The sequence below is a fragment of the Flavobacterium ginsengisoli genome (assembly GCF_029625315.1).
In the GTDB taxonomy this organism is placed as follows: domain Bacteria; phylum Bacteroidota; class Bacteroidia; order Flavobacteriales; family Flavobacteriaceae; genus Flavobacterium; species Flavobacterium ginsengisoli.
Genome location: NZ_CP121110.1, coordinates 4,632,501 through 4,655,034, shown reverse-complemented (window position 1 = coordinate 4,655,034; position 22,534 = coordinate 4,632,501). Strand labels below are relative to the sequence as shown.

Genomic DNA, 22,534 nt, shown 5'->3' with positions numbered 1-22,534 from the left:
CTGATTCTAACCCTTCAATAAGTCTTGTTTGTTAAGATTTGTTACAACTTTTCTACAAAACTTTCAACATCCACACTGGACAAGAATTATGCCCTGTACAACCTAATGGTGCATCTAAATATTCAAAACCGGATTTTTTATACAACTTTTGTGCAGCATGCATAAATGGCATAGTTTCGATATAACATTTTTCAAAACCAAAAATTCTGGCTTGTTCTAAACATTTCTCCATCATCTGTGTTCCAATTCCTAAACCTCTAGTTTTGGGCAAAAAATACATTTTCTGCAATTCACAAATTTCTGGATTTCCATTTTCTAAAGGCGCAATTCCAGCGCAGCCAACAATTTCTCCGTCATTTTCAACAACAAAATATACCGAATTGGGTTTGCTATATTCTTCAAACATCAAATCTAAATAAGGATCTTCATATGCTGTTCCAACTTTTGGAATTTCCATTTCATCAAAGACAGAACGTATCAAACTTGCAACTGCTTGATTGTCTTCTTTTTTAATTGCTCGTATAAGCCAATTTACCATTTTTTTTATTCTAAATCATTATAAACACAAAAGTAAAGATAGTTTTGAATACTACTATAACTATCGGGATTGTTTCACAACTTAACCCTTTTCAGTTAATGATAATCTTAAAATTAACTACTTTTGCACTGTGAATATACATGAAAAATATATAAAACGCCGCATCGAACTGGCACAAAATGGACTTGGAACAACGTATCCAAACCCCATGGTTGGTAGCGTAATTGTTTACGAGAATAAAATTATTGGCGAAGGCTGGCACATAAAGGCTGGAGAGCCACATGCAGAGGTTAATGCGGTGCGATCTGTAAAAGATAAATCGCTGTTGAAAAAAGCTACAATTTATGTAAGCTTAGAACCTTGCAGTCATTTTGGCAAAACTCCTCCTTGCTGTGATTTGATTATCGCCAATGAAATTCCCAATGTTGTTGTCGGTACAGTTGATCCAAATGAAAAAGTAGCGGGAAAAGGCATTTTAAAATTGATTGAAGCTGGTGCGAATGTTACTGTCGGAGTTTTAGAAGATGATTGCAACGAGCTTAATAAACGCTTTTTTACTTTTCATCAAAAAAAGAGACCCTATATTATTTTAAAATGGGCAGAAAGTCAAGATGGATTTTTGGCTCCTGAAAAAGTCTCGAATCAAGACCGAAAACCAATTTGGATTACAAATCAATATTCGCGACAATTGGTTCATAAATGGAGAACTGAAGAACAAGCTATTCTTGTTGGAACACAAACCGTCATTGATGATAATCCAAAATTGAATGTTCGAGATTGGCAAGGAAATAATCCGACGAGAATTGTTATTGATCAAAATAATCGAATTGACGAAAACAGTTTTATTTTTGATGATACGGTAAAAACTATTATTTTTTCTAAAGATTCAAAACCGTCAAAAGAAAATACTCAATTTGAGATAATTGATTTTGATAAAAATATCATTCCTCAGATTTTAGACGTTTTGTATCAGAATCAAATTCAATCTGTAATTATTGAGGGCGGAAGACAAACGCTTCAATCTTTTATAGATGAAAATCTTTGGGATGAAGCTCGAATTTTTATCGGAAAAACAAGTTTTGAAAAAGGAACGAAAGCTCCAGAAATTTCAAGAAAAAACAGTTCAAAGACCAATATTTTAGGTGACGAATTAATACAAATTAGAAATTATGATTGATGCGATAATTTTTGACTTTGGGGATATTTTTATCAATTTGGATAAACCTGCTACTATTTCTGGTTTACAAAAATTGGGGATGAAGGAATGGAACAACGAACTGGATCAGTTAAATCTCTCTTTTGAAACGGGATCTATTTCGCCAGAAGAATTCATTGCTGGTTTTCAAAAACAATTGCCAAACGCTTCAAGAGAAAATATTTTAAAAGCATGGAATGCTGTTTTAGCAGATTTTCCTTTTTATCGTTTGGAATTTCTTCAAGAGTTATCAAAAAAATATCGTTTGTTTTTGTTGAGTAATACCGATTCAATTCACATCAATACTTTTGAAGAAAAAAGTGGCGTTTCTTTTTATAAAGATTTTTACAATTGTTTTGAAAAAGTATATTTTTCTTTTGATATTGGAATGAGAAAACCAGATCCGAAAATTTATCAATTTGTTTTGGACCAGAATAATTTAATTGCAGAAAACACTTTATTTGTTGACGATAAAACAGAAAATACTGACAGCGCCGCAACTTTAGGAATCAAAGTATGGAATCTTCAAGTTGGCAAAGAAGATGTTGTTGATCTATTCACCAAAGGATTATTGTAACACACTTTCTAGTAAAAAATATTTAGCCACAGATTAAAAGGATTAAAAAGATTTCTTTTTTTGCTTTTTTAAAAGAAAATCTGTGAGAATCTTTTTAATCCTTTTAATCTGTGGCTAAAAAAAACTTAAACCCTTACAATTGGAAATTAACGATACTTATCAAACTATTGCATCTGCATCTGAAGAAATACTGTTTAAAGAAAAAGGCAGTAAGTTCTTTGGTTATGCTTTTCCGATAGATCATGAGGACGAAGTAAAACCCATAATAGAAGACCTTAAAAAACAGCATCCGCATGCGGTGCATTATTGCTATGCCTACCAATTAGGCGTCGGAAATAAAGTTTCGTACCGTGCCAATGATGATGGTGAACCAAGCAACACTGCCGGAGCACCAATTTATGGCCAGATACAATCTTTTGGAGTTACAAACGTTCTTGTTGTAGTAGTTCGAATTTTTGGAGGAGTAAAATTAGGCGTTGGCGGTTTAATAGCCGCATATCGAACAACGGCACAACAGACTTTGGAAATTTGTGAAATCGTTGAAAAGACAATCGATGTCGAATTTTTAATTTCTTTTGATTACAAAAACATGAATAAAGTAATGCGCGTTATCAAAGAAAAGAAATTAGAAATCGTGTCTCAGGAAATGGAAATGGATGAAATTTCAGGACTGCCAATTGGCAAAATTGTGACAAAAACGCGAAAAAAAAATGCCGAAACGGTGTTCAGCATTTTTGATTTAATGTTCGAAATCGATATTAAATTAGTATAATTTAACATCAAAACCCTATTCGTTTTAACAATTATTCGAGTGATTTAAATATTTCCAAAATGTACTCTGGAGGAGCAGTTGGACGACCCGTTTTTAACGCAACAAATACTAAAATAAACGTCGCAGTTGTTAATAACTCATTTGCCTCATTGTAAATCGCACAGTCAAATTCGATCTTTACAGAAGAGTGACTTTTGAAAGTGGTGTGAATTGTCAAAAGTTCGTCGTATCTCGCCGATTTTTTGTAATTGATATTCATGTTGACAATTGGAAGACCAATTCCGCTTTCTTCCATGCTTTTATACGAAACCCCTTTATTTCTAAGCCATTCCACGCGTCCAATCTCAAAATAAGGCACATAATTTCCGTGATAAACAACTCCCATTTGGTCAGTTTCTGAGTAACGAACTCGTACTTGAGTCTGATGATTTTTCATTTATAAAATATTAAAAAATTTCGAATTTAAAAAGCCTCATTACAACTTTTTTTTATAAAATTAGATACCAAAATATTTTTTTTTACAGAAATTTGTTCACATATTTGTTATCCCGAAATACGGAATAAAATTGCTCCTTTTTTATTAGGAGAATCTTTATAACAATAATAAAAATTTATCTGAATCTATGACTAAAACTGCTCAATCGGTATGGGAAAACTGTTTGTCCTTTATAAAGGATAATATTCAAGACCAAGCATATAAAACTTGGTTCGAACCAATCAAATCAGTTGAGCTAACCGATAACGCATTATACATTCAGGTTCCGAGTAAATTTTTCTACGAATGGCTCGAAGAGCATTACGTAAAATTATTGAAAGTTGCGCTTACCAAAGAACTGGGAAAAAACGCAAAGTTACTCTATAAAATTAAAATGGAGAACACTTATGGCAATAAACAGCCGTTTACCGAGCAGCTGCCAAGTGCCAACAGAGTGCCAATGAAACCGCAAGAGGTTGACGCTCCGTTTAAAAACTTAAATCCTGAGCTAAAAAATCCGTTTGTAATTCCTGGAATTAGAAATTTAAAAATTGAGTCTCAGTTAAATCCGAACTATAGTTTTGACAATTTCTTAGAAGGAGATTCAAACCGTTTAGCTCGTTCTGCAGGTATGGCTGTTGCTAACAAACCTGGAGGAACTTCATTTAATCCTTTGTTGATTTTTGGAGGAGTTGGTTTAGGCAAAACACACCTAGCACATGCTATAGGCGTAGAAGTAAAAGATAAGTATCCGGAAAAGACCGTTTTATATATTTCTGCTGAGATTTTCACACAACAATATATTGATTCTGTTAAAAAGAATAATCGTAATGATTTTATTCACTTTTACCAGTTAATCGATGTTTTGATTATTGATGATGTTCAGTTCTTGTCTGGAAAATCAGGAACGCAAGACGTATTCTTCCATATTTTCAACTATTTACATCAAAACGGAAAACAAGTAATCTTAACTTCAGATAAAGCTCCTGTTGACATGCAGGACATCGAACAAAGATTATTGTCTCGTTTTAAATGGGGATTATCTGCAGAATTACATCAGCCTGATTACGAAACTCGTATCTCAATCTTAAAAAACATTTTATACCGTGATGGTGTAGAAATGCCAGAAGATATTCTAGAATATGTTGCTCGAAACATTAAATCAAATGTTAGAGAGCTTGAAGGCGCTATTATTTCGTTAATCGCTCAATCTTCTTTCAATAAAAAAGAAGTTACGATTGAATTGGCAAAAAGTGTTGTAGAGAAATTTGTTAAAAACGTAAAGAGAGAAATCTCTATCGATTATATCCAAAAAATTGTTTCAGACTATTTCCAATTAGATATTGAGACACTTCAATCTAAAACCAGAAAGAGGCATGTGGTGCAAGCAAGACAACTAGCGATGTTCTTTGCTAAGAAATTCACTAAAGCTTCTCTTGCTAATATTGGTTCACAAATTGGAGACCGCGACCACGCAACTGTTCTTCACGCTTGTAAAACAGTTGACAATTTAGTTTCTACAGACAAACAATTTAAAAAGTTTGTCGAAGACATCAACAAAAAACTAACGCTTTAGAAGTACCATGCCTGTAAAAATCTTAATGGTTTGTTTAGGGAACATCTGCAGATCTCCTCTAGCAGAAGGGATTTTAGCCTCTAAATTACCTCAAGATAAATTTTTAGTTGATTCTGCAGGAACAGGCTCATGGCATGTTGGCCATTGTCCAGACAAACGTTCTATTGACGTTGCAAGAAAAAACGGAATCAATATCAGTGCGCAAAAAGGAAGACAAATTCAAGTTTCTGATTTTGACAAATTTGATTATATCTATGTTATGGATAATTCGAATTATCGCGATGTGGTTCATTTAGCTAAAACTCCCGAACATAAAAATAAGGTTCGTTTAATTTTAAACGATTTATTTCCAGACGAAAATGTCGATGTTCCAGATCCATATTACGGCTCAACAAACGGTTTTGACAACGTTTATCAAATGCTGGACGAAGTAACCGATTTAATTGCAGATCAGTCGCTAAAAAACACTCCTAATTCAATTGTTTCTAAAAAAGAGATAATTGAATTTTTTAATTTTAAAACAAAAGCACATGAAATCTTTCGGAAAATTATATCTAATTCCAACCACAATGGGCGAAAGCGATCCGATGGATGTTTTGCCACAAACTGTTAGAAGAACGATAGAAGTTATCGACCATTATATTGTTGAAAATGATAAAACAGCTCGAAAATCAATAAAAGCCGTTTATCCAGAAAAAAAACAATCTGAACTGGTTCTTTTTACTCTTAACAAACGTACAGAACCGAGTGAGCATTTAGATTTTATAAAACCTTTATTAGAAGGCAAAAACATGGGACTAATGAGCGAAGCTGGCTGTCCTGGAGTTGCAGATCCTGGAGCTGTAATTGTAAAATTGGCTCACGAAAAAGGAATACAGGTTGTACCTTTAGTTGGCCCCTCTTCTATCCTACTGGCTATGATGGCTTCTGGAATGAATGGGCAAAGTTTTACTTTCAATGGATATTTACCGATAGATAAAGACGAGAAAAAAATCGGCAATACGCCATTTCGAGAGATTATCTCAGGATAAAAACCAATCGCAACTATTCATTGAAACCCCATACAGAAACAACAAATTGATTGAAGATCTTTTGCAGATTTTAAATCCGTCAACACATTTATGCATTGCAACAGATATTACTTTGCCAACAGAATTCATAAAAACAATGCGAGTTTCAGATTGGAAAAAGTTAAAAATTGACATTGATAAACGTCCTACAATTTTTATTATCCATAAAATGTAGCAGTAATCTCTTTAAAAATATATGCGTCAATTTTTGACGCATTTTTTTTGATTAAATTCTTTTTAATTAACAATCCTTAAAGATATATTTAACTCTCCCACATCAACAAAAGAAGTAATTTTATTAGCTAAAAAAAATTGTTCGCGCCTTAAACTTTAATGATTTAAGCATCAAACCATTTCAAGAAACCCTCATCATTTTTAAATCATTAAGATTAACCTAAGTAATTTAATATTTAAAAATAAATATCATGAGAACATTTCTTTTTGTATTATTATTTTTTGGTTTAATCTCAAACTCTTTTTCTCAAGTTAAAAACGGTGATATAAAAGAGGACGAAATTAAAATGGCCGATTTACCTGCAGTTGTAATTAAAAGTGCTGGTAAAGATTTTTCTGTTTACTTGCCGGACAGAAATCCTGATGAAAATGTGAGAGCACTTCAACAAAAATTCATTTCTTATGATTTAGGAAAAGATTATCAAGGCTATAATGAATTCTTGGTGGTGTTAGAATCTCCTAAAGGTTCTTTGTCTGCAACTTACAATGAAAATGGAAAACTAACTAGTGTGGTTGAAAATTATCAAAACGTACAGCTTCCTGCTAAAGTCATTTACTCTATTTATAAAGAATATCCAGGATGGACCATTATAAAAGACAAATTTCTTTATACTCAAAAAGAAGGTGATATTGAAAAAAAGAATACAATCTAAAAATCAAAAAAGACAAAACCGTTCAGAATCTAGTGGTAAAACCAACTGGAGAAATAATTAAATAATCCTTAAAAAAATTCCGCAAAAGACATTAAACAACAGCTATTTATGAAATAGTTTTTCTTTAATGTCTTTTTTTTATGCTCTTAAAGAAAGAAAAATTGTTCAAATTCATTTCAAAACAATTACTTTTATGTGTAACATTTCTAGAATAAATTATGAGTAAACTCCCAAATGTAACCACTAGCATTTTTACAGTAATGTCTAAAATGGCAACTGAATATAATGCAATAAATCTTTCTCAGGGATTTCCTAATTTTCCTGTTGATGAAAGATTAACAGATATCGTTGCAAAACTAGCTAAGGAAAATGTTCACCAATATACCCCAATGGCAGGTTATCCTCCGTTGATGAACAAAATTGGAAAGTTAATTCAAGATTCATACAATAGAACAATTAATCCAGAAACAGAACTTTTAGTAACAGCCGGTGCTACGCAAGGTATTTTTACTACAATATTGGCTTTAGTAAAAGAAAATGATGAAGTCATAATTCTAGATCCAAGTTACGATTCTTACGAATCTCCTGTTTTACTCTGTAAAGCAAAACCTGTTCGAGTTGCCCTAAATGATGATTACACGCCAAACTGGGAAACAATAGAAAAAGCTTGTTCTGAAAAGAGCAAAATGATTATCATCAATAATCCGCATAATCCGACAGGAAAAATATTAACCGAAAATGATTTTATTCAGTTAAAAAACCTTCTTGAAAAATATCCAAAACTTATTGTTTTGTCTGACGAAGTTTACGAGTACATTACTTTCGAAGAAAAACATATTTCGGCACATACCAAAGATTTTCTTTTAGACCGTTGCGTTATGGTTTCTTCTTTTGGAAAATCTTTTCATATAACAGGCTGGAAAATTGGTTATACTATTGCTCCTGAACATTTAATGAAAGAAATTAAAAAGGTTCACCAGTTTTTGGTTTTCAGCGTAAACAGTATTTCTCAGTTTGCAATTAGCGAATATTTAGATATTGTTGATGTAAATCTTCTTGGAAAATTCTATCAGGAAAAAGAGATTATTTCCAGAAACTGCTCCAAAATAGCCGTTTTGCATTAAAACCTTGCGAAGGAACTTATTTTCAGGTTGCTTCTTATGCCAATATTTCAAACGAAGATGATGTTACTTTTTGCAAAAAACTAATCATCGATCATAGTGTTGTCGCAATACCTATTTCTACTTTTTATTCCGATCATAAAGATCAAAAACTTATTCGCTTTTGTTTTGCCAAAGACAACTTCACACTCGAGTCTGCAGCAAAAAAATTATGTGAAATATAAAATTTATCGAAATTTTATAACATTATTATGCGCGCATCCTATTTTATTTAATTAATATTGCAAAAAAAAGAAAAACTATGAGCTACACAGATAAAATGTTACGTGATGATGCTTTACAAGGCAAAGTCATTGTCGTTACAGGCGGCGGAAGCGGTTTAGGTAAAGCTATGACCAAATATTTTCTCGAATTAGGAGCTCAAGTAGCCATAACTTCTAGAGATCTGGAAAAGTTAAAAACTACTGCAGCCGAACTGGAAAGTCAAACTGGAGGTAAATGTCTTCCTTTACAATGTGATGTACGTCATTACGAAGAAGTAGAAAACATGCTTCAGGAAACTTTAAAAGTATTCGGAAAAGTAGATGTTCTTTTAAATAATGCGAGCAGGTAATTTTATTTCGCCAACCGAAAGATTGTCAGCAAATGCATTTGATACCGTAATTGATATTGTATTAAAAGGTTCTAAAAACTGTACACTTGCTTTTGGAAAACATTGGATCGATACCAAACAAACGTCGGCAACAATTTTAAATATAGTAACCACTTACGCTTGGACAGGATCTGCTTATGTTGTTCCTAGTGCTACGGCAAAAGCGGGAGTTTTGGCAATGACAAGAAGTCTTGCTGTAGAATGGGCAAAATACGGAATTCGTTCTAACGCAATTGCTCCAGGGCCATTCCCTACAAAAGGAGCTTGGGACAGATTATTGCCTGGCGATCTTTCGGAGAAATTTGACATGGCTAAAAAAGTGCCATTAAAAAGAGTTGGAGATCACCAAGAATTGGCCAATTTAGCGGCTTATTTAGTTTCCGATTTCTCTTCATATATTAATGGAGACGTAATCACAATTGATGGAGGTGAATGGTTAAAAGGCGCTGGACAATTCAATTTATTAGAAGCAATTCCAGAAGAACTTTGGGATCAGCTTGAAATGATGATTAAAGCAAAAAAGAATAAATAATTACAAGTGCTTACTAAATTCAGAATATTTTTTTAAAACTATACTGATTGCACGAAATCCCGAAGGTTTACTTTCGGGATTTTTTTTTCACCATATAAGTTCTTATAAGAGATTAAGTTTAGTGGGATTTTTAAAGTTCTTTAAGTCAAAAAAAAAGACTATTTATATTTACTTATATTGCTTAAATGATTTAAAACAAATAATTCGGTCTTTTATCAATATAACGGCAATAATTTCAGTTAAGTAACATTTTGCTTAAATATTTTCTAGCTTAAATTTACTTAGGTTACTTATATGGTTAAATTATTTTAAATGTTTAGCGATTCAGTTAAATTATTATTTTTGCCAAACAAATATCAAACAAAAATTTTATGCTCATTATTGGAATTGCAGGAGGAACTGGAAGCGGAAAAACAACAGTTGTACACCAAATCATGAACGAATTACCAGACACTGAAGTTGGTGTAATTTCTCAAGATTCGTATTATAAAGAAAACCATAACTTGTCTTTTGACGAGAGAGCATTAATCAATTTTGATCACCCTCGTGCCATCGATTTTGAATTGTTAGTAAAACATCTAAAAGCTTTAAAAGCAGGTGAAACTATTGATCAGCCTGTTTACTCATTTATTCAGCATAACAGAACTGATGATACAATTACGACACATCCTAGAAAAGTAATGATTGTTGAAGGTATCTTAATTTTGACTAATCCAGAATTGCGTGAGCTTTTTGACATCAAAATCTACGTTCATGCCGATTCTGACGAAAGATTAATCCGTCGTTTAAAAAGAGATATTTCAGAGAGAGGACGTGATATTGACGAGGTTTTAAATCGTTATCAAACTACTTTAAAGCCTATGCACGAGCAATTTATAGAGCCAACTAAAGCATTTGCCGATATTATTATTCCGAATGATAAATACAATACGGTAGCAATTGATGTAGTTCGGGCCGTAATTAATCAGCGTATTTCATAATTTTTATCGTAAATTTAAACCATAATAATTAGGAGCTTATTACCGCTTTCGCCTTTATTCCCGATAAAGAAAAACTACGGCAAAAAAGCCTTGTTTTTCTAAATCGGGAGATATCGGGGCTAGAGATAACAAATACAAAAGAAATATTCGTTTAAAATGAAATTTAAAAATCCATACAAAGACAAAAAATGGTTCAAATACCTTGGAAACAAATATGTTTGGGTTTTGCTATTTTTTATAGTTTGGATGTTATTTTTAGATAATTACTCCTATTTTGATCATCGTTTTTTAGATGAACAAATTCATGAACTTCAAGATAATAAAAAGTATTATCAGGAAGAAATCAGAAAAGATCAGGAGCAGATCAAACAGCTCAAAAATCCTGAACAAATTGAGAAATACGCACGTGAAAAGTATTTCATGAAAAAAGATAGCGAAGATATTTATATCATACAATTTGAAGGAGATACCATTCAAGACAAAGAATAATCAAACAAAATACAATGGCCACTAACCTATTCGACGATTTTAATCCGATTTCATCCAAACAATGGAAACAAAAAATTCAGTTTGAATTAGATGGAGCCGATTACAATCAAACTGTTATTTGGAATTCGCCAGAAGATATTCAGGTTAAACCTTTTTATCATATAGATGAATTTACAAAAGCCGCAAATGTAAAAACTCAAGCCTCAGATTTTAAAATCTGCCAGAATATCTTTGTTTTCGATGTAGAAAAATCTATCGAACGTGCTTTAAACACTTTAGAAAGAGGCGCTGAAAGTTTACGATTTACAATTCAGAATGAAAAAACTGATGTTCAGAAATTACTAGAGAATCTTCCTTTAGAAAACAAAATCGTTTACTTTAATTTCAATTTCATCTCAATCGATTTCGTTAAAAAATTAGACACGATCTCGATACAGAAAAAAGCCATTTTCTATTGTAATTTTGATCCAATTGGAGAATTAGCACGCGAAGGAAATTGGTTTACAACTCCCGAAAAAAACAATTTTGAGACATTGTCTTTATTATTTAAAAACACAACCAATCTAAATTTGTTAAGTGTTGATCTAGGATTATATCAAAATTCAGGTGCCAATATTACACAGCAGATTGCTTACAGCTTAGCACACGCAAACGAATATTTAAATCGTTTTTCTGCCGAAACAAAATCAATTGTTTTTCAGATTTCAGTTGGAACCAATTATTTCTTCGAAATTGCCAAACTTAGAGCACTTCGAATGCTTTTTGATTTAATTGCTAAAGAATATAATCCAGAAATAAAATGTCATTTCTTGGTAACTCCAACTAAACGAAACAAAACAATTTACGATTACAACGTAAATATGCTTCGTACAACAACTGAGTGTATGTCGGCAATTTTGGGTGGTGCAGATGTAATTGCCAATTTGCCTTACGATGCATTGTACCATAAAGACAACGAATTTGGAGATCGAATTTCTAGAAACCAGCTTTTGATTTTAAAACACGAAAGTTATTTTGACAAAGTAAATAATCCAGCTGACGGAAGTTATTATATTGAAAGTTTAACAATGCAATTGGCTGAGAAAAGTTTGGCGTTATTTAAAGAAATTGAAGCCAACGGTGGATTCTTGAAACTTTTAAACGATGGCACAATCAAGAAGAAAATTCAAGAAAGTTCCAATAAAGAACAAGAATCATTCGATTCTAAAAAAGAAATTCTTCTAGGAACAAACAAATATCCGAACAAAGAAGACAGAATGAAACATGATTTAGAATTGTTTCCTTTTGTGAAAATCAAACCAAGAAAAACATTAATTACACCAATTATCGAAAAGAGATTGGCAGAGAAAATGGAGCAGGAAAGACTGGAATTGGAATAATCTCAGAAAAAGTAATTAATTACAAATTCAAACAAAGCGTTTCAATGACAAGAAAAGACCTTAAACATATAAAGCTAGAAGTTAAAAGTGAGGAACCAGAAGTTAATTCTAATTCTGACAACTTCATTACAGCTGAAGGAATCGAAATCAAAAAAAACTATTCGGAGAAAGATATCGAAGAATTGGAATTTCTTGATTTCGGAGCTGGTTTTGCACCAAATTTGCGCGGACCATATGCTACCATGTATGTCAGACGTCCGTGGACCATTCGCCAGTATGCGGGATTTTCTACCGCAGAAGAAAGTAATGCTTTTTATAGAAAAAATTTAGTCGCAGGCCAAAAAGGACTTTCAATTGCTTTTGATTTACCAACGCATCGCGGTTACGATTCAGATCATGAAAGAGTTGTTGGTGATGTCGGAAAAGCTGGAGTTGCAATTGACTCTGTTGAAGATATGAAAGTACTCTTTGATCAGATTCCATTGGACGAAATGTCTGTCTCTATGACCATGAATGGAGCCGTTTTACCAATTATGGCTTTTTACATTGTTGCCGCAGAAGAACAAGGTATTAGTCCTGAAAAATTAGCAGGAACAATCCAAAACGATATTTTAAAGGAGTTTATGGTTAGAAATACTTATATCTATCCTCCTACCCCTTCTATGAAAATAATTGCTGATATTTTTGAATTTACCAGCAAAAAAATGCCAAAATTCAATTCCATTTCTATTTCTGGTTATCACATGCAAGAAGCTGGAGCAACTGCAGATATTGAATTGGCTTATACTTTGGCAGATGGTTTAGAATACATTAGAACTGGATTATCTACAGGAATGACCATTGACGATTTTGCTCCAAGATTATCTTTCTTTTGGGCAATCGGCATGAATCATTTTATGGAAATTGCCAAAATGAGAGCCGGCCGTATGATTTGGGCTAAATTATTACAGCAGTTTAATCCGAAAAGCGAAAAATCTTTGGCTTTAAGAACGCACTGTCAAACCAGCGGATGGAGCTTAACAGAACAAGATCCGTTTAATAACGTTGCCAGAACTTGTATTGAAGCTTCTGCAGCGGTTTTTGGAGGAACACAATCTCTCCATACTAATGCTTTAGATGAGGCAATTGCACTTCCAACAGATTTCTCTGCTAGAATTGCTCGAAATACTCAAATATTTCTTCAAGAAGAAACCAAAATTACCAAAACAGTAGATCCTTGGGCTGGAAGTTATTATGTTGAAAGTTTGACTAACGACATTGTTGAAAAAACATGGAAGCTAATTGAAGAAGTCGAAGAACTTGGCGGAATGACCAAAGCGATTGAGGCCGAATTCCAAAACTTCGAATTGAAGAAGCGGCGGCAAGAAAGCAGGCAAGAATTGACAGTGGACAAGATATTATTGTCGGCGTAAATAAATACCGTTTAGAAAAAGAAGATCCGTTGGATATTTTGGATGTAGACAATCAATTGGTTCGTAAGCAGACAAATTGAACGTCTGGAAGGAATAAAACAAACTAGAGATTCTGAAAAAGTAAATAAGTCACTAGAAAAATTAATCCTTTGTGCACAAACAGGGCAAGGTAATTTATTAGAAATCGCGATTGAAGCGGCTAGAAATAGAGCAACACTTGGCGAAATCAGTAATGCATTGGAAACTGTTTTTGGTCGTTTTAAAGCACAAATTAAATCTTTTAGCGGAGTGTATAGTGCAGACAATAAAAAATGACGAGAATTTTGAGCGAGCAAAACAACTTGCAGATGTTTTTGCTAAACAAGAAGGTAGACGTCCTAGAATTATGATTGCAAAAATGGGACAAGATGGTCATGACCGAGGCGCAAAAGTGGTTGCTACAGGTTATGCAGATGTTGGTTTTGATGTTGATATAGGTCCGCTATTTCAAACTCCGGCCGAAGCAACAAAACAAGCTGTCGAGAATGATGTTCACATTTTAGGCGTTTCATCACTTGCTGCTGGACACAAAACTTTGGTACCGCAAGTAATAGAAGAACTAAAAAAACATGGACGTGAAGATATAATGGTAATTGTAGGCGGTGTTATTCCGTCTCAGGACTATCAATTTTTGTTTGATGCTGGCGCATCGGCTGTTTTTGGTCCTGGAACTAAAATAAGTGAAGCGACTATAAAAATCTTAGAAGCTTTAATAGATTAAAAAAGAAAATCCCTTTTTACAAGGGATTTTTCTTTTTTTCATTTAGTCGTTTACTGTTGCGTTACTATCTGCTTCTATAAAAGAAAGATCGTAACCTGCAAAATCTCTCATATAGCTTTTCAAAGAAGTTCCAAAAGCATCTCTAAAATGTCTGCTTCCTTTGTTTTTGAAAAAGTTCTTTACAGAACCTGCACCACCTAAATGCGCTGCGACTAAAATTCCAGATTCGGTAATTTCAATACCACTGATGATTTTACCTTGATACTTTTCGATTTCGTAACGTAAAATCCATTTGTTTTTGGCTAACAAAGCCATAAAAGCTTTTTCTTGTAGCGCAGGATCTTTTAAAAAGGCTTTATTATCATTAATTCCGATTGCTCTTAAAGCTTTAGAACCAAATTGATATTTGCCCATATAACCAAGAGAATTTACTAGTCTGTATTGCCCTTGTGATTCTTTAAAAGCTACTGCTTCTTTAAATCCTATTAGATGATTTCCTGTGTATGGGACGTTGGTGTTTGGATAATCATCTTTTTCTTTTGATGGAAAAATGTATTCTGATCCATCTGTTTTTTCAATTAAAAACCAAGGTTTGGTTTCTTTTTCTGAGGGAATAAATCCCAAACTTAAAAATGTAATAATAACGACTAAACTCGCATAAAAATACCATTTCTTTATCATAAATTGTTTTTCTTCAAGATGCTGTCACCCTCTTGAAATTTCTACGGTGCAAAGATAAGTCTTTTCAAAATATACTATAAATCAACACTTTAACATTTACCACTTAAAAACGCAATTCGCTTTCATCCCAGATATACTAATGGATTCCGAAAGATTTGAAGTGACTTATTTCAGCTCTAAAAATTGAAATTTTGGGTCAAAAAAAATCGCATTTTATAGAAATTTTAAGCTTTTTCTACAAAAAAGAAAGAATTAACCCACATAAAAAATGTAGTTTTTATGCAGATTTTGAAAAGGTGGTTTTCGAATTTTATAAAATTCATCATTAAAAAATGGTTATTTTTTTATTATGCCAAATCGAAAAATACACAAAATAGCAATTTCATAATTTTTCAATTTCAAAGACTTTTTTACATCAGAAAAAAACAAAAAAACCGAAGCAAAATTGACTTCGGTTTTCTAATATTATTTAAACAAATCAGATTATCTTGTTACTCCTTGACTTGCAATCCAGTCTGAATATTTTTTTGCATTTACATTATGTTCTGCTAGTGTTGCGACAAATTCATGATATCCGAAACGATCAACACTTGCACAGAAATAGATATAATCGTTCTTTTCTGGGTTTAAAACTGCTTCTAAAGCTGTAATATCAGGCATTGCAATTGGTCCTGGAGGAAGTCCTTTATTTACATAAGTATTATATGGAGATCTCATTACCAAATCATTATAAAAAACTCGTTTAATAACTTGATCAAAATCGTTGTCTCTTAATTTTAAAGCATAAATGACTGTTGGATCTGCTTGTAATGGCATTTCTAAACGCAAACGGTTTAAATAAACACCAGCAATACGAGGTCTTTCGTCTTTTTTAACTGATTCTTTATGGACAATTGAAGCTAAAATAGTAGCTTGAACCAGGGTTAAACCTTGTGCTTTTGCTTTAGCGATTCTATCTGCCGTCCAGAAATTGTGATATTCTTTAATCATTTTATCACGAAACTTTTCAGCGGAAGTATTCCAATAAATTTCATAAGTATTAGGAATAAACATTGCAAAAACATTTTCTTCGTTAAATCCGTTTGTTGCTAAGAAAGTAGAATCTTTGATGGCTTTCATTAAAGACAAACTATCCGCTTCGATTTCTTTGCCTATTCTTCCAGCAAAATTTTCTAAGCGCTCTTGATTGTTAAAAACTAATTTTACAGGAATGTTAGAACGCATTGCTCGTACTAAGTCAATATTGTTCATGTCTTTTTTCAAAAGAAAACGACCCGATTTTACATTTTGCGGATAATCTCTTTTTTCAGCAACCATTTCAAAGTTGTCAAAGTTTTTTATGTAAGGTGCCAAAATCTTTTTTACATCAGTGTAATTCGCATCTGTAGGCACGTAAACGTAGACTTCTTTTTCTTCAAATTTAGTGTTAGAACTAAAAATTCTACTGATTAAAATAAAACCATAAATCAATAAAGCTGAAATTATGGCTACTGCAGTTATTGTGATTATTTTTTTTAGACTCAAAGCTTAAAGTTTAAATTTGTTTATTAATTAGCTGAAAAATTGCTTCATCATGATAATGATTATGATACAAAATCCAGTCTTTTTTTATTCCGATTTTCTTAAAACCAAATTTAGTAAAAAGTGCAATACTCGCTACATTTTGTACGCCAATATTTGCATACAATTGATGTAGATTTAAATTGGTAAAAGAATAATTAATTAAAAGTTCTAAAGCCTCAGAACCAATATTTTTACCTTGATTTTCTTCTTTCTGAATTACAATACCAATACCTGCCCTATTATTTCTAGGATCAAATTCAAACAAATCAATCAATCCAATTGCAGGAAAATCTTCATCTTGACAAATTGCCAAACGAAGTTGTTTTGCCTCATAAATATCTTGGTGGGCATTTTCTAAATATTGTTTAATCAAAAAACGGCTGTATGGAGTTTGCGTGTTACTAACTTCCCAGATATTCTCATCATTTTCTATAGAATAAATGAACTCTAAATCTTGAGGTTCGAGTGCACGCAAATAAATAGAATCGCCTTTTAAAGTTATCATTCAATTTTAGATTTAAATCTCGATTGTTCCTTTAAATACAAATTTCGCAGGTCCTGTCAAGAAAACATTGGTATAACCATCATTATCTTTATCAAAAGAAACGACAAGTTTTCCACCTTCAACATTTAAGTTTATTGAAGTTTTATCTGTTTCGCCAATTGCGTTCATAGCAATCGCTACTGCAGTCGCGCCAGTTCCGCAAGCAAGAGTTTCGTCTTCAACACCTCTTTCGTATGTTCTTAAAGAAAAAGTATCGTTATCTACTTTTTTTACAAAGTTTACATTGTCGCCTTTTTCACCATACAATTCACCGTAACGAATTGTCTGCTCCGTTTTCTTTTACATTATAATGTTCCAAATCGTCTACAATTTGAACATGGTGAGGCGAACCAGTATTTAGGAAAGTATAAGAATCTTTTTTCTGAATTTCGTTCACATCAATCATTTGCAACGAAACGATTGAATCTGCATTAACAGAAGCATGATGTAATCCGTCTGTTGCAATAAAAGTCGTTTTATCATCAATTACTCCCAATTGATTAGCGAAAGCAACAAGACAACGACCACCATTTCCACACATTGAACTTTGGTTTCCATCAGAGTTGTAATACACCATTCTAAAATCGGTTTCGGTATCATTTTCTAAAAGAATTAATCCATCAGCTCCAATTCCGAAACGTCTGTCACACAGACGTTCAATAAGTTTTACATCGTCTTTTGGAAAGAAATTTGTACGGTTATCAATCATTACAAAATCATTTCCTGTACCTTGATATTTATAAAATTCTACTTGCATTTTTTAGTTGTTAGAAATACAAAAGTACGAACTATTAATTAATGAAATGTTAATCATTGTTAAAGAGAGTTAAACCGTTTTTCCAAATAATTTTTTGAAGTAATTTTACGTTAAATAAAACATGAAACTTAAATTCTAATAACTTAATTACAAATTCTAATATGAAAAGATTTTCAGCCTTATTTTTAGTGTCATTGTTAAGTGGTGCTATTACTCTTGGTGCTTACAAGTTATTATTTGAAAGCAACAATTCTTTTTTTGGAAAAGGAAATTCTGTTGTAACTCTTGCCCCTAACTCTTATGGAAAAAATGTTGGTTTAGGTGCTGAAACATTAGATTTTACCGAAGCCGCAGACAAAACGGTACATACTGTTGTTCACGTAAAAAATGTCTCAAGAAGAACTGTAAGCAATCCGATGCTTGAGTTTTTCTACGGATATGGCGGACAGCAACAGCAAGAACAAGTAGGAACTGGTTCTGGTGTAATTATTTCTGAAGACGGATACATTGTGACTAACAATCACGTAATTAAAGACGCGACAGAAATTGAAATTACTTTAAACAATAAAAAATCATACAAAGCGAAGTTAATTGGTACAGATTCTAAAATGGACATTGCTCTTTTAAAAATCAATGCCGATGAAAAACTTCCTTACACCGCTTTTGCCAATTCTGATAATGTGAAAGTTGGAGAATGGGTATTGGCAGTTGGAAACCCGTATAATTTAACTTCAACAGTAACTGCAGGAATTGTTTCGGCAAAAGCCAGAAATTTAGACCAAAGCGGAATCCAATCTTTCATACAAACTGATGCTGCGGTAAACCCAGGTAATAGCGGTGGAGCGTTAGTAAATGCAAGAGGAGAATTAATTGGAATTAATACGATGATTTCTTCTATGACGGGTTCTTATGTTGGATATTCTTTTGCTGTTCCTTCTAATATTGCTCGCAAAATTATTGAGGACATCATGGAATATGGAAATGTCCAAAGAGGCATTCTTGGCGTTGAAGGAGGCGAATTGAATGCAACTGCTTCTAAAGAATTGGGAGTAACAGAAACACAAGGATTCTATATTAATAGAGTTTCTAAAAACTCAGGAGCAGAAAAAGCTGGTTTAACAAAAGGAGATATTATTGTAAAACTGGATGATCAAAATATTGCAACTTATGCTGATTTATCGGGTTATATCAATACAAAACGTCCAAACGATGTTGTAAAAGTAACTTATATTAAAGAAGGAAAAACCAAAACGGTTCCTGTAACTTTAAGCAAAAATGAGTTTTACAGTGCCGAATTTAAAGGAATCGAATTAGAAAACATTGATGCTACTGACAAGAAAAAATTCAGAATTGATTATGGTGTTAAAATTAAAAACATCAGCAATGAGAATTTAATGCAATATCAAAACGAATTACTAGGAAATATTATTCTTAGCATTGATAATGTAAAAGCAACAAATGTTGAAACTGTTTCTAAACTTTTAAGCAAAAAAGACGAAGGACAAAGCGTAAGAATTGAAATGATCAACAGAAATGGAGAGATTTTCAGAATTATAATCTAAGTCGCTGTTTGCAGTGACAGTTTTCAAGAATCAAAAAAACTGAAAACTGCGACCGAGACTAAAAACTTCAAAAAAGCCATTTTAAGAAAATTAAGGTGGCTTTTTTATTTTCAAAAATAAATGCTAAAATAGTTTACGAAATCGATTGAAATAGATACTTTTGCGCAAAATTTTAAAATAGTGAGCATTTTATTTTTTCAATTATGAGTAACAAATCATTGTACCAAAAAGAGGTATCCTTACAAGTCGACCGAAGAAAAGCCGGCGTCGAATTAATTAAAATCATAAGCGATTTATGGTATGACAAATCAATCGAAATGGTTTTATTCAAAAATCAATTATTGGATAAAAACGTTAGCGATATTATCAATCTTCATCAATATGCTGGAGAATTTGTAGGCAAACCAATCACCATTTTTGATTCGGTTGAAATCGCAAGAGTTGTCTTATCATTAGACCTTCCGCCAGCAAAAATAGATTTAGGAAAACTTACTTATGAGTATCGCCTAGAGGATGAAAGATATCCAGATGCAAGATATTTTGTTATAGATAAGCTGAAAAAAGCAAAATCCTCAAAAGAGATTCAACCAAAAGATGTTGTTTTATATGGTTTTGGAAGAATCGGACGTTTATTAGCGAGAGAGCTAATGTCGAAAACTGGAAAAGGAAATCAATTGCGCCTGAGAGCAATTGTAACACGCGATAAAAACGATGCAACGAGCTTAGAGAAACGAGCTTCTCTATTGCGATATGACTCCATTCATGGAGATTTTCAAGGATCTGTAATAGCCGATGCTAAAAATAATGCCTTAATTATAAACGGAACAACGGTTCATATCATTACAGCAAATTCACCAGAAGAAATCGATTATGCCGCACACGGAATAAATGATGCTTTAGTAATTGATAATACTGGAGCATTTACAACCGAAGAAGCATTAAAAAGACATTTAACTTCAAACGGAGCTAGTAAAGTTTTACTGACTGCTCCAGGAAAAGGAGTTCCAAATATTGTACATGGTGTTAATCATAACGATTTTAATCCCGACGAAGTAAATATTTTTTCGGTCGCATCTTGCACAACAAATGCCATTACTCCAATTCTAAAAGTTGTTGAAGAAACTCTTGGAGTTGTTAAAGGGCATTTAGAAACAATTCATGCTTACACCAATGACCAAAATTTGGTTGATAACATGCATAAAAAATACCGTCGTGGGAGAGCCGCTGCTTTAAATATGGTAATTACCGAAACTGGCGCAGGAAGTGCTGTCGCGAAAGCTTTACCATCATTAGAAGGCAAACTAACTTCAAATGCTATTCGAGTTCCCGTTCCAAATGGATCTCTTGTAGTTTTAAATTTAGAAGTTAAGAAACCTACATCTATTACAGCAATCAATAAAATTATGAAGAAATATGCTCTAGAAGGAGAACTTGTAGAGCAAATAAAATATTCTTTAAATAACGAACTAGTTTCATCTGATATCGTTGGAACATCTGCTCCATCTATTTATGACAGCAACGCAACGATTGTTTCAAAGGATGGAAAAAATATAGTACTTTATATTTGGTACGATAACGAATATGGTTACAGCCATCAAGTAATTCGCTTAGCAAAATATATTGCCAAAGTAAGACGTTATACTTATTATTAATTCAACCAAACTAACTTTTTTTCTTAAAACCATCAGGATCTTCTTGATGGTTTTTTGTTTTACTTTAAATAGGAAGAACTGTTGTGCTTTTAACCTCCGAAATCACAAAAACGGTATTTATTAGAGAAACCTCAGGAAGAATAGATAATTTTTTTTGGTGAAAATGATGATAACTTTCCATGTCTGGAATTATGATTTTCAGCATATAATCAAAGTTTCCTGAAACATAATTACATTCGACAACCTCCGGTAAATTCAAAATCGACTGATTAAACCCTTCCGAAGTATCATAAGTCTGTTTTGTCAATGTAACCTGGCAATAAACTGTCAAATTATTTCCAAGTTTTTTCTTATCTAAAATAGTCACATATTTCTCTATAATGCCATCTTTTTCAAGACGTTTCACTCGATCATGAACAGGAGTCAAAGACAGATTTATTTTGTTTGCAATGTCTTTTAATGTGTAGTGCGCGTCTTCTTGTAAAAGACGTAGTATTTTTTTGTCAATTTCATCTAAAGCCATAACGAAAACGTTTTATTAAAATTAGTCCGATTTAGTCATTTTTTCTTTTTGAAGAATCAATTCCACTTCAAAACAGAATATTTTTCTGTAAAAATAAAAAATAAAATAATATTTTCTTATTTATAAAGCATTAAACCATAATTTATTCTCTATCTGTAGATTTGTAAAACAATTTCAATAAAAACAAAAAAATATAACAAAATGATAATAGGTGTTCCTAAAGAAATAAAAAATAATGAAAACAGAGTTGCCTTAACTCCTGCAGGTGTTTCTGAAATGAAAAAACACGGACATACAGTTTATGTTCAAGCTACAGCTGGTTTAGGAAGTGGTTTTGCTGATGCAGAATATGCAGAAGCTGGTGCGATTGTTTTACCAACGATTGAAGAAGTTTACGCTATTGCTGAAATGATCATTAAAGTAAAAGAACCAATTGCATCTGAATACCCATTAATCAAGAAAGATCAATTGTTATTCACCTATTTCCACTTTGCTTCTTCAGAAGAATTAACGCATGCAATGTTAGAAAAAGGAGCTGTTTGTTTAGCTTACGAAACTGTAGAAAAAACAGACAGAAGTTTACCATTACTAGTGCCAATGTCTGAAGTTGCTGGTCGTATGGCAATTCAGCAAGGAGCAAAATATCTTGAAAAACCATTAAAAGGAAGAGGAATTCTTTTAGGCGGTGTTCCAGGTGTTCCACCAGCAAAAGTATTGGTTTTAGGTGGAGGAATCGTAGGAACTCAAGTCGCTAAAATGGTCGCTGGATTAGGTGCTCAGGTTACAATTATGGACTTAAGCTTACCTCGTTTACGTCAATTGGATGATATCATGCCT

General features: G+C 32.7%; 19 protein-coding genes and 6 pseudogenes (1 of these 25 running past the window's edge). 18 read left to right on the top strand and 7 right to left on the bottom strand.

What is annotated here, in order from left to right; all coding sequences use genetic code 11:
• Nucleotides 1-52 precede the first annotated feature (52 nt).
• On the bottom strand, nt 53-538 hold the full coding sequence (locus tag P5P87_RS22120) for a GNAT family N-acetyltransferase (RefSeq protein ID WP_278020627.1): 486 nt from the start codon (nt 536-538) through the stop codon (nt 53-55).
• A 130-nt stretch (nt 539-668) separates the two neighbouring features.
• On the opposite strand from P5P87_RS22120, the gene ribD reads away from it, so the two are divergent.
• The 3 genes from ribD (at nt 669) to P5P87_RS22105 (ending at nt 3,082) form a co-directional block, all read left to right on the top strand.
• Nucleotides 669-1,715, top strand: a complete 1,047-nt coding sequence (ribD, locus tag P5P87_RS22115; protein WP_278020626.1) for a bifunctional diaminohydroxyphosphoribosylaminopyrimidine deaminase/5-amino-6-(5-phosphoribosylamino)uracil reductase RibD — start codon at nt 669-671, stop codon at nt 1,713-1,715.
• Nucleotides 1,708-2,310: an HAD family hydrolase gene (locus P5P87_RS22110; RefSeq protein WP_278020625.1), complete on the top strand. Its 603-nt coding sequence runs from the start codon at nt 1,708-1,710 to the stop codon at nt 2,308-2,310. The genes ribD and P5P87_RS22110 overlap by 8 nt, the downstream gene beginning before the upstream one ends.
• A gap of 139 nt (nt 2,311-2,449) precedes the next feature.
• A complete protein-coding gene (locus tag P5P87_RS22105) occupies nt 2,450-3,082 on the top strand; it encodes an IMPACT family protein (RefSeq protein ID WP_198858284.1) in 633 nt (210 codons plus the stop codon).
• Nucleotides 3,083-3,113: 31 nt separating this feature from the next.
• On the opposite strand, the gene P5P87_RS22100 is transcribed toward P5P87_RS22105, so the two are convergent.
• Nucleotides 3,114-3,518 (bottom strand): acyl-CoA thioesterase, encoded by a 405-nt coding sequence (locus tag P5P87_RS22100; RefSeq protein ID WP_177212343.1) that lies wholly within the window; start codon nt 3,516-3,518, stop codon nt 3,114-3,116.
• Between the two features lie 187 nt (nt 3,519-3,705).
• Here P5P87_RS22100 and dnaA point away from each other — a divergent pair, with 187 nt between their 5' ends.
• The 12 genes and pseudogenes from dnaA (at nt 3,706) to P5P87_RS26210 (ending at nt 14,415) form a co-directional block, all read left to right on the top strand.
• On the top strand, nt 3,706-5,133 hold the full coding sequence (gene dnaA, locus P5P87_RS22095; protein WP_095931847.1) for a chromosomal replication initiator protein DnaA: 1,428 nt from the start codon (nt 3,706-3,708) through the stop codon (nt 5,131-5,133).
• A gap of 7 nt (nt 5,134-5,140) precedes the next feature.
• Nucleotides 5,141-5,596 (top strand): annotated as a pseudogene (locus tag P5P87_RS22090) (low molecular weight protein-tyrosine-phosphatase); the annotation flags it as partial.
• 67 nt (nt 5,597-5,663) lie between these two features.
• Nucleotides 5,664-6,378: pseudogene (locus P5P87_RS22085) on the top strand (SAM-dependent methyltransferase).
• A gap of 250 nt (nt 6,379-6,628) precedes the next feature.
• A complete protein-coding gene (locus tag P5P87_RS22080) occupies nt 6,629-7,090 on the top strand; it encodes a hypothetical protein (RefSeq protein ID WP_278020624.1) in 462 nt (153 codons plus the stop codon).
• 218 nt (nt 7,091-7,308) lie between these two features.
• Nucleotides 7,309-8,435 (top strand): annotated as a pseudogene (locus P5P87_RS22075) (methionine aminotransferase).
• A gap of 77 nt (nt 8,436-8,512) precedes the next feature.
• Nucleotides 8,513-9,395, top strand: a pseudogene (locus P5P87_RS22070) (SDR family oxidoreductase).
• A gap of 371 nt (nt 9,396-9,766) precedes the next feature.
• Nucleotides 9,767-10,375, top strand: coding sequence for a uridine kinase (udk, locus tag P5P87_RS22065; RefSeq protein ID WP_111363887.1), 609 nt, complete (start codon nt 9,767-9,769; stop codon nt 10,373-10,375).
• Between the two features lie 156 nt (nt 10,376-10,531).
• Nucleotides 10,532-10,864 carry an FtsB family cell division protein gene (locus P5P87_RS22060; RefSeq protein WP_198858278.1) on the top strand — a complete coding sequence of 111 codons (333 nt, stop codon included), beginning with the start codon at nt 10,532-10,534 and terminating at the stop codon, nt 10,862-10,864.
• A gap of 14 nt (nt 10,865-10,878) precedes the next feature.
• The gene (locus P5P87_RS22055; RefSeq protein ID WP_278020623.1) at nt 10,879-12,243 is read left to right on the top strand and encodes a methylmalonyl-CoA mutase subunit beta; all 1,365 of its coding nucleotides are present in this window, start codon (nt 10,879-10,881) and stop codon (nt 12,241-12,243) included.
• A 44-nt stretch (nt 12,244-12,287) separates the two neighbouring features.
• Nucleotides 12,288-13,735, top strand: a pseudogene (scpA, locus tag P5P87_RS22050) (methylmalonyl-CoA mutase).
• Nucleotides 13,707-13,970, top strand: a complete 264-nt coding sequence (locus P5P87_RS26215) for a methylmalonyl-CoA mutase family protein (RefSeq protein ID WP_422854104.1) — start codon at nt 13,707-13,709, stop codon at nt 13,968-13,970. Before scpA ends, P5P87_RS26215 begins: the two are co-directional and overlap by 29 nt.
• Entirely contained in the window at nt 13,951-14,415 is a 465-nt protein-coding gene (locus P5P87_RS26210) for a cobalamin-dependent protein (RefSeq protein WP_422854078.1), read from the top strand. Before P5P87_RS26215 ends, P5P87_RS26210 begins: the two co-directional genes overlap by 20 nt.
• A 42-nt stretch (nt 14,416-14,457) precedes the next feature.
• Here P5P87_RS26210 and P5P87_RS22045 read toward each other — a convergent pair whose 3' ends face one another.
• From P5P87_RS22045 to dapF, 4 genes and pseudogenes are all read right to left on the bottom strand, one after another.
• The gene (locus P5P87_RS22045; protein WP_278020622.1) at nt 14,458-15,096 is read right to left on the bottom strand and encodes a peptidoglycan-binding protein LysM; all 639 of its coding nucleotides are present in this window, start codon (nt 15,094-15,096) and stop codon (nt 14,458-14,460) included.
• 483 nt (nt 15,097-15,579) lie between these two features.
• Nucleotides 15,580-16,620, bottom strand: coding sequence for an endolytic transglycosylase MltG (mltG, locus tag P5P87_RS22040; RefSeq protein ID WP_278020621.1), 1,041 nt, complete (start codon nt 16,618-16,620; stop codon nt 15,580-15,582).
• Between the two features lie 10 nt (nt 16,621-16,630).
• Complete coding sequence (locus P5P87_RS22035) at nt 16,631-17,164, bottom strand: GNAT family N-acetyltransferase (protein WP_198858273.1); 534 nt, start codon at nt 17,162-17,164, stop codon at nt 16,631-16,633.
• Nucleotides 17,165-17,176: 12 nt separating this feature from the next.
• Nucleotides 17,177-17,960: pseudogene (gene dapF, locus P5P87_RS22030) on the bottom strand (diaminopimelate epimerase).
• A 161-nt stretch (nt 17,961-18,121) separates the two neighbouring features.
• Between dapF and P5P87_RS22025 the strand changes: the two are divergent.
• Together P5P87_RS22025 and P5P87_RS22020 are read left to right on the top strand one after the other, a co-directional pair.
• Nucleotides 18,122-19,522, top strand: coding sequence for a trypsin-like peptidase domain-containing protein (locus P5P87_RS22025; RefSeq protein WP_198858271.1), 1,401 nt, complete (start codon nt 18,122-18,124; stop codon nt 19,520-19,522).
• 203 nt (nt 19,523-19,725) lie between these two features.
• A complete protein-coding gene (locus tag P5P87_RS22020) occupies nt 19,726-21,174 on the top strand; it encodes a glyceraldehyde-3-phosphate dehydrogenase (RefSeq protein WP_278020620.1) in 1,449 nt (482 codons plus the stop codon).
• Nucleotides 21,175-21,238: 64 nt separating this feature from the next.
• Here the strand turns inward: P5P87_RS22020 and P5P87_RS22015 are convergent, their stop codons facing one another.
• The gene (locus P5P87_RS22015; protein ID WP_198858269.1) at nt 21,239-21,697 is read right to left on the bottom strand and encodes an Lrp/AsnC family transcriptional regulator; all 459 of its coding nucleotides are present in this window, start codon (nt 21,695-21,697) and stop codon (nt 21,239-21,241) included.
• A 201-nt stretch (nt 21,698-21,898) separates the two neighbouring features.
• On the opposite strand from P5P87_RS22015, the gene ald reads away from it, so the two are divergent.
• Nucleotides 21,899-22,534 carry the 5' portion of an alanine dehydrogenase gene (gene ald / locus P5P87_RS22010; protein ID WP_278020619.1) on the top strand. Its footprint extends 483 nt past the window's final position, so the window shows 636 of its 1,119 coding nt (coding positions 1-636); its start codon is at nt 21,899-21,901; its stop codon lies beyond the right edge, outside the window.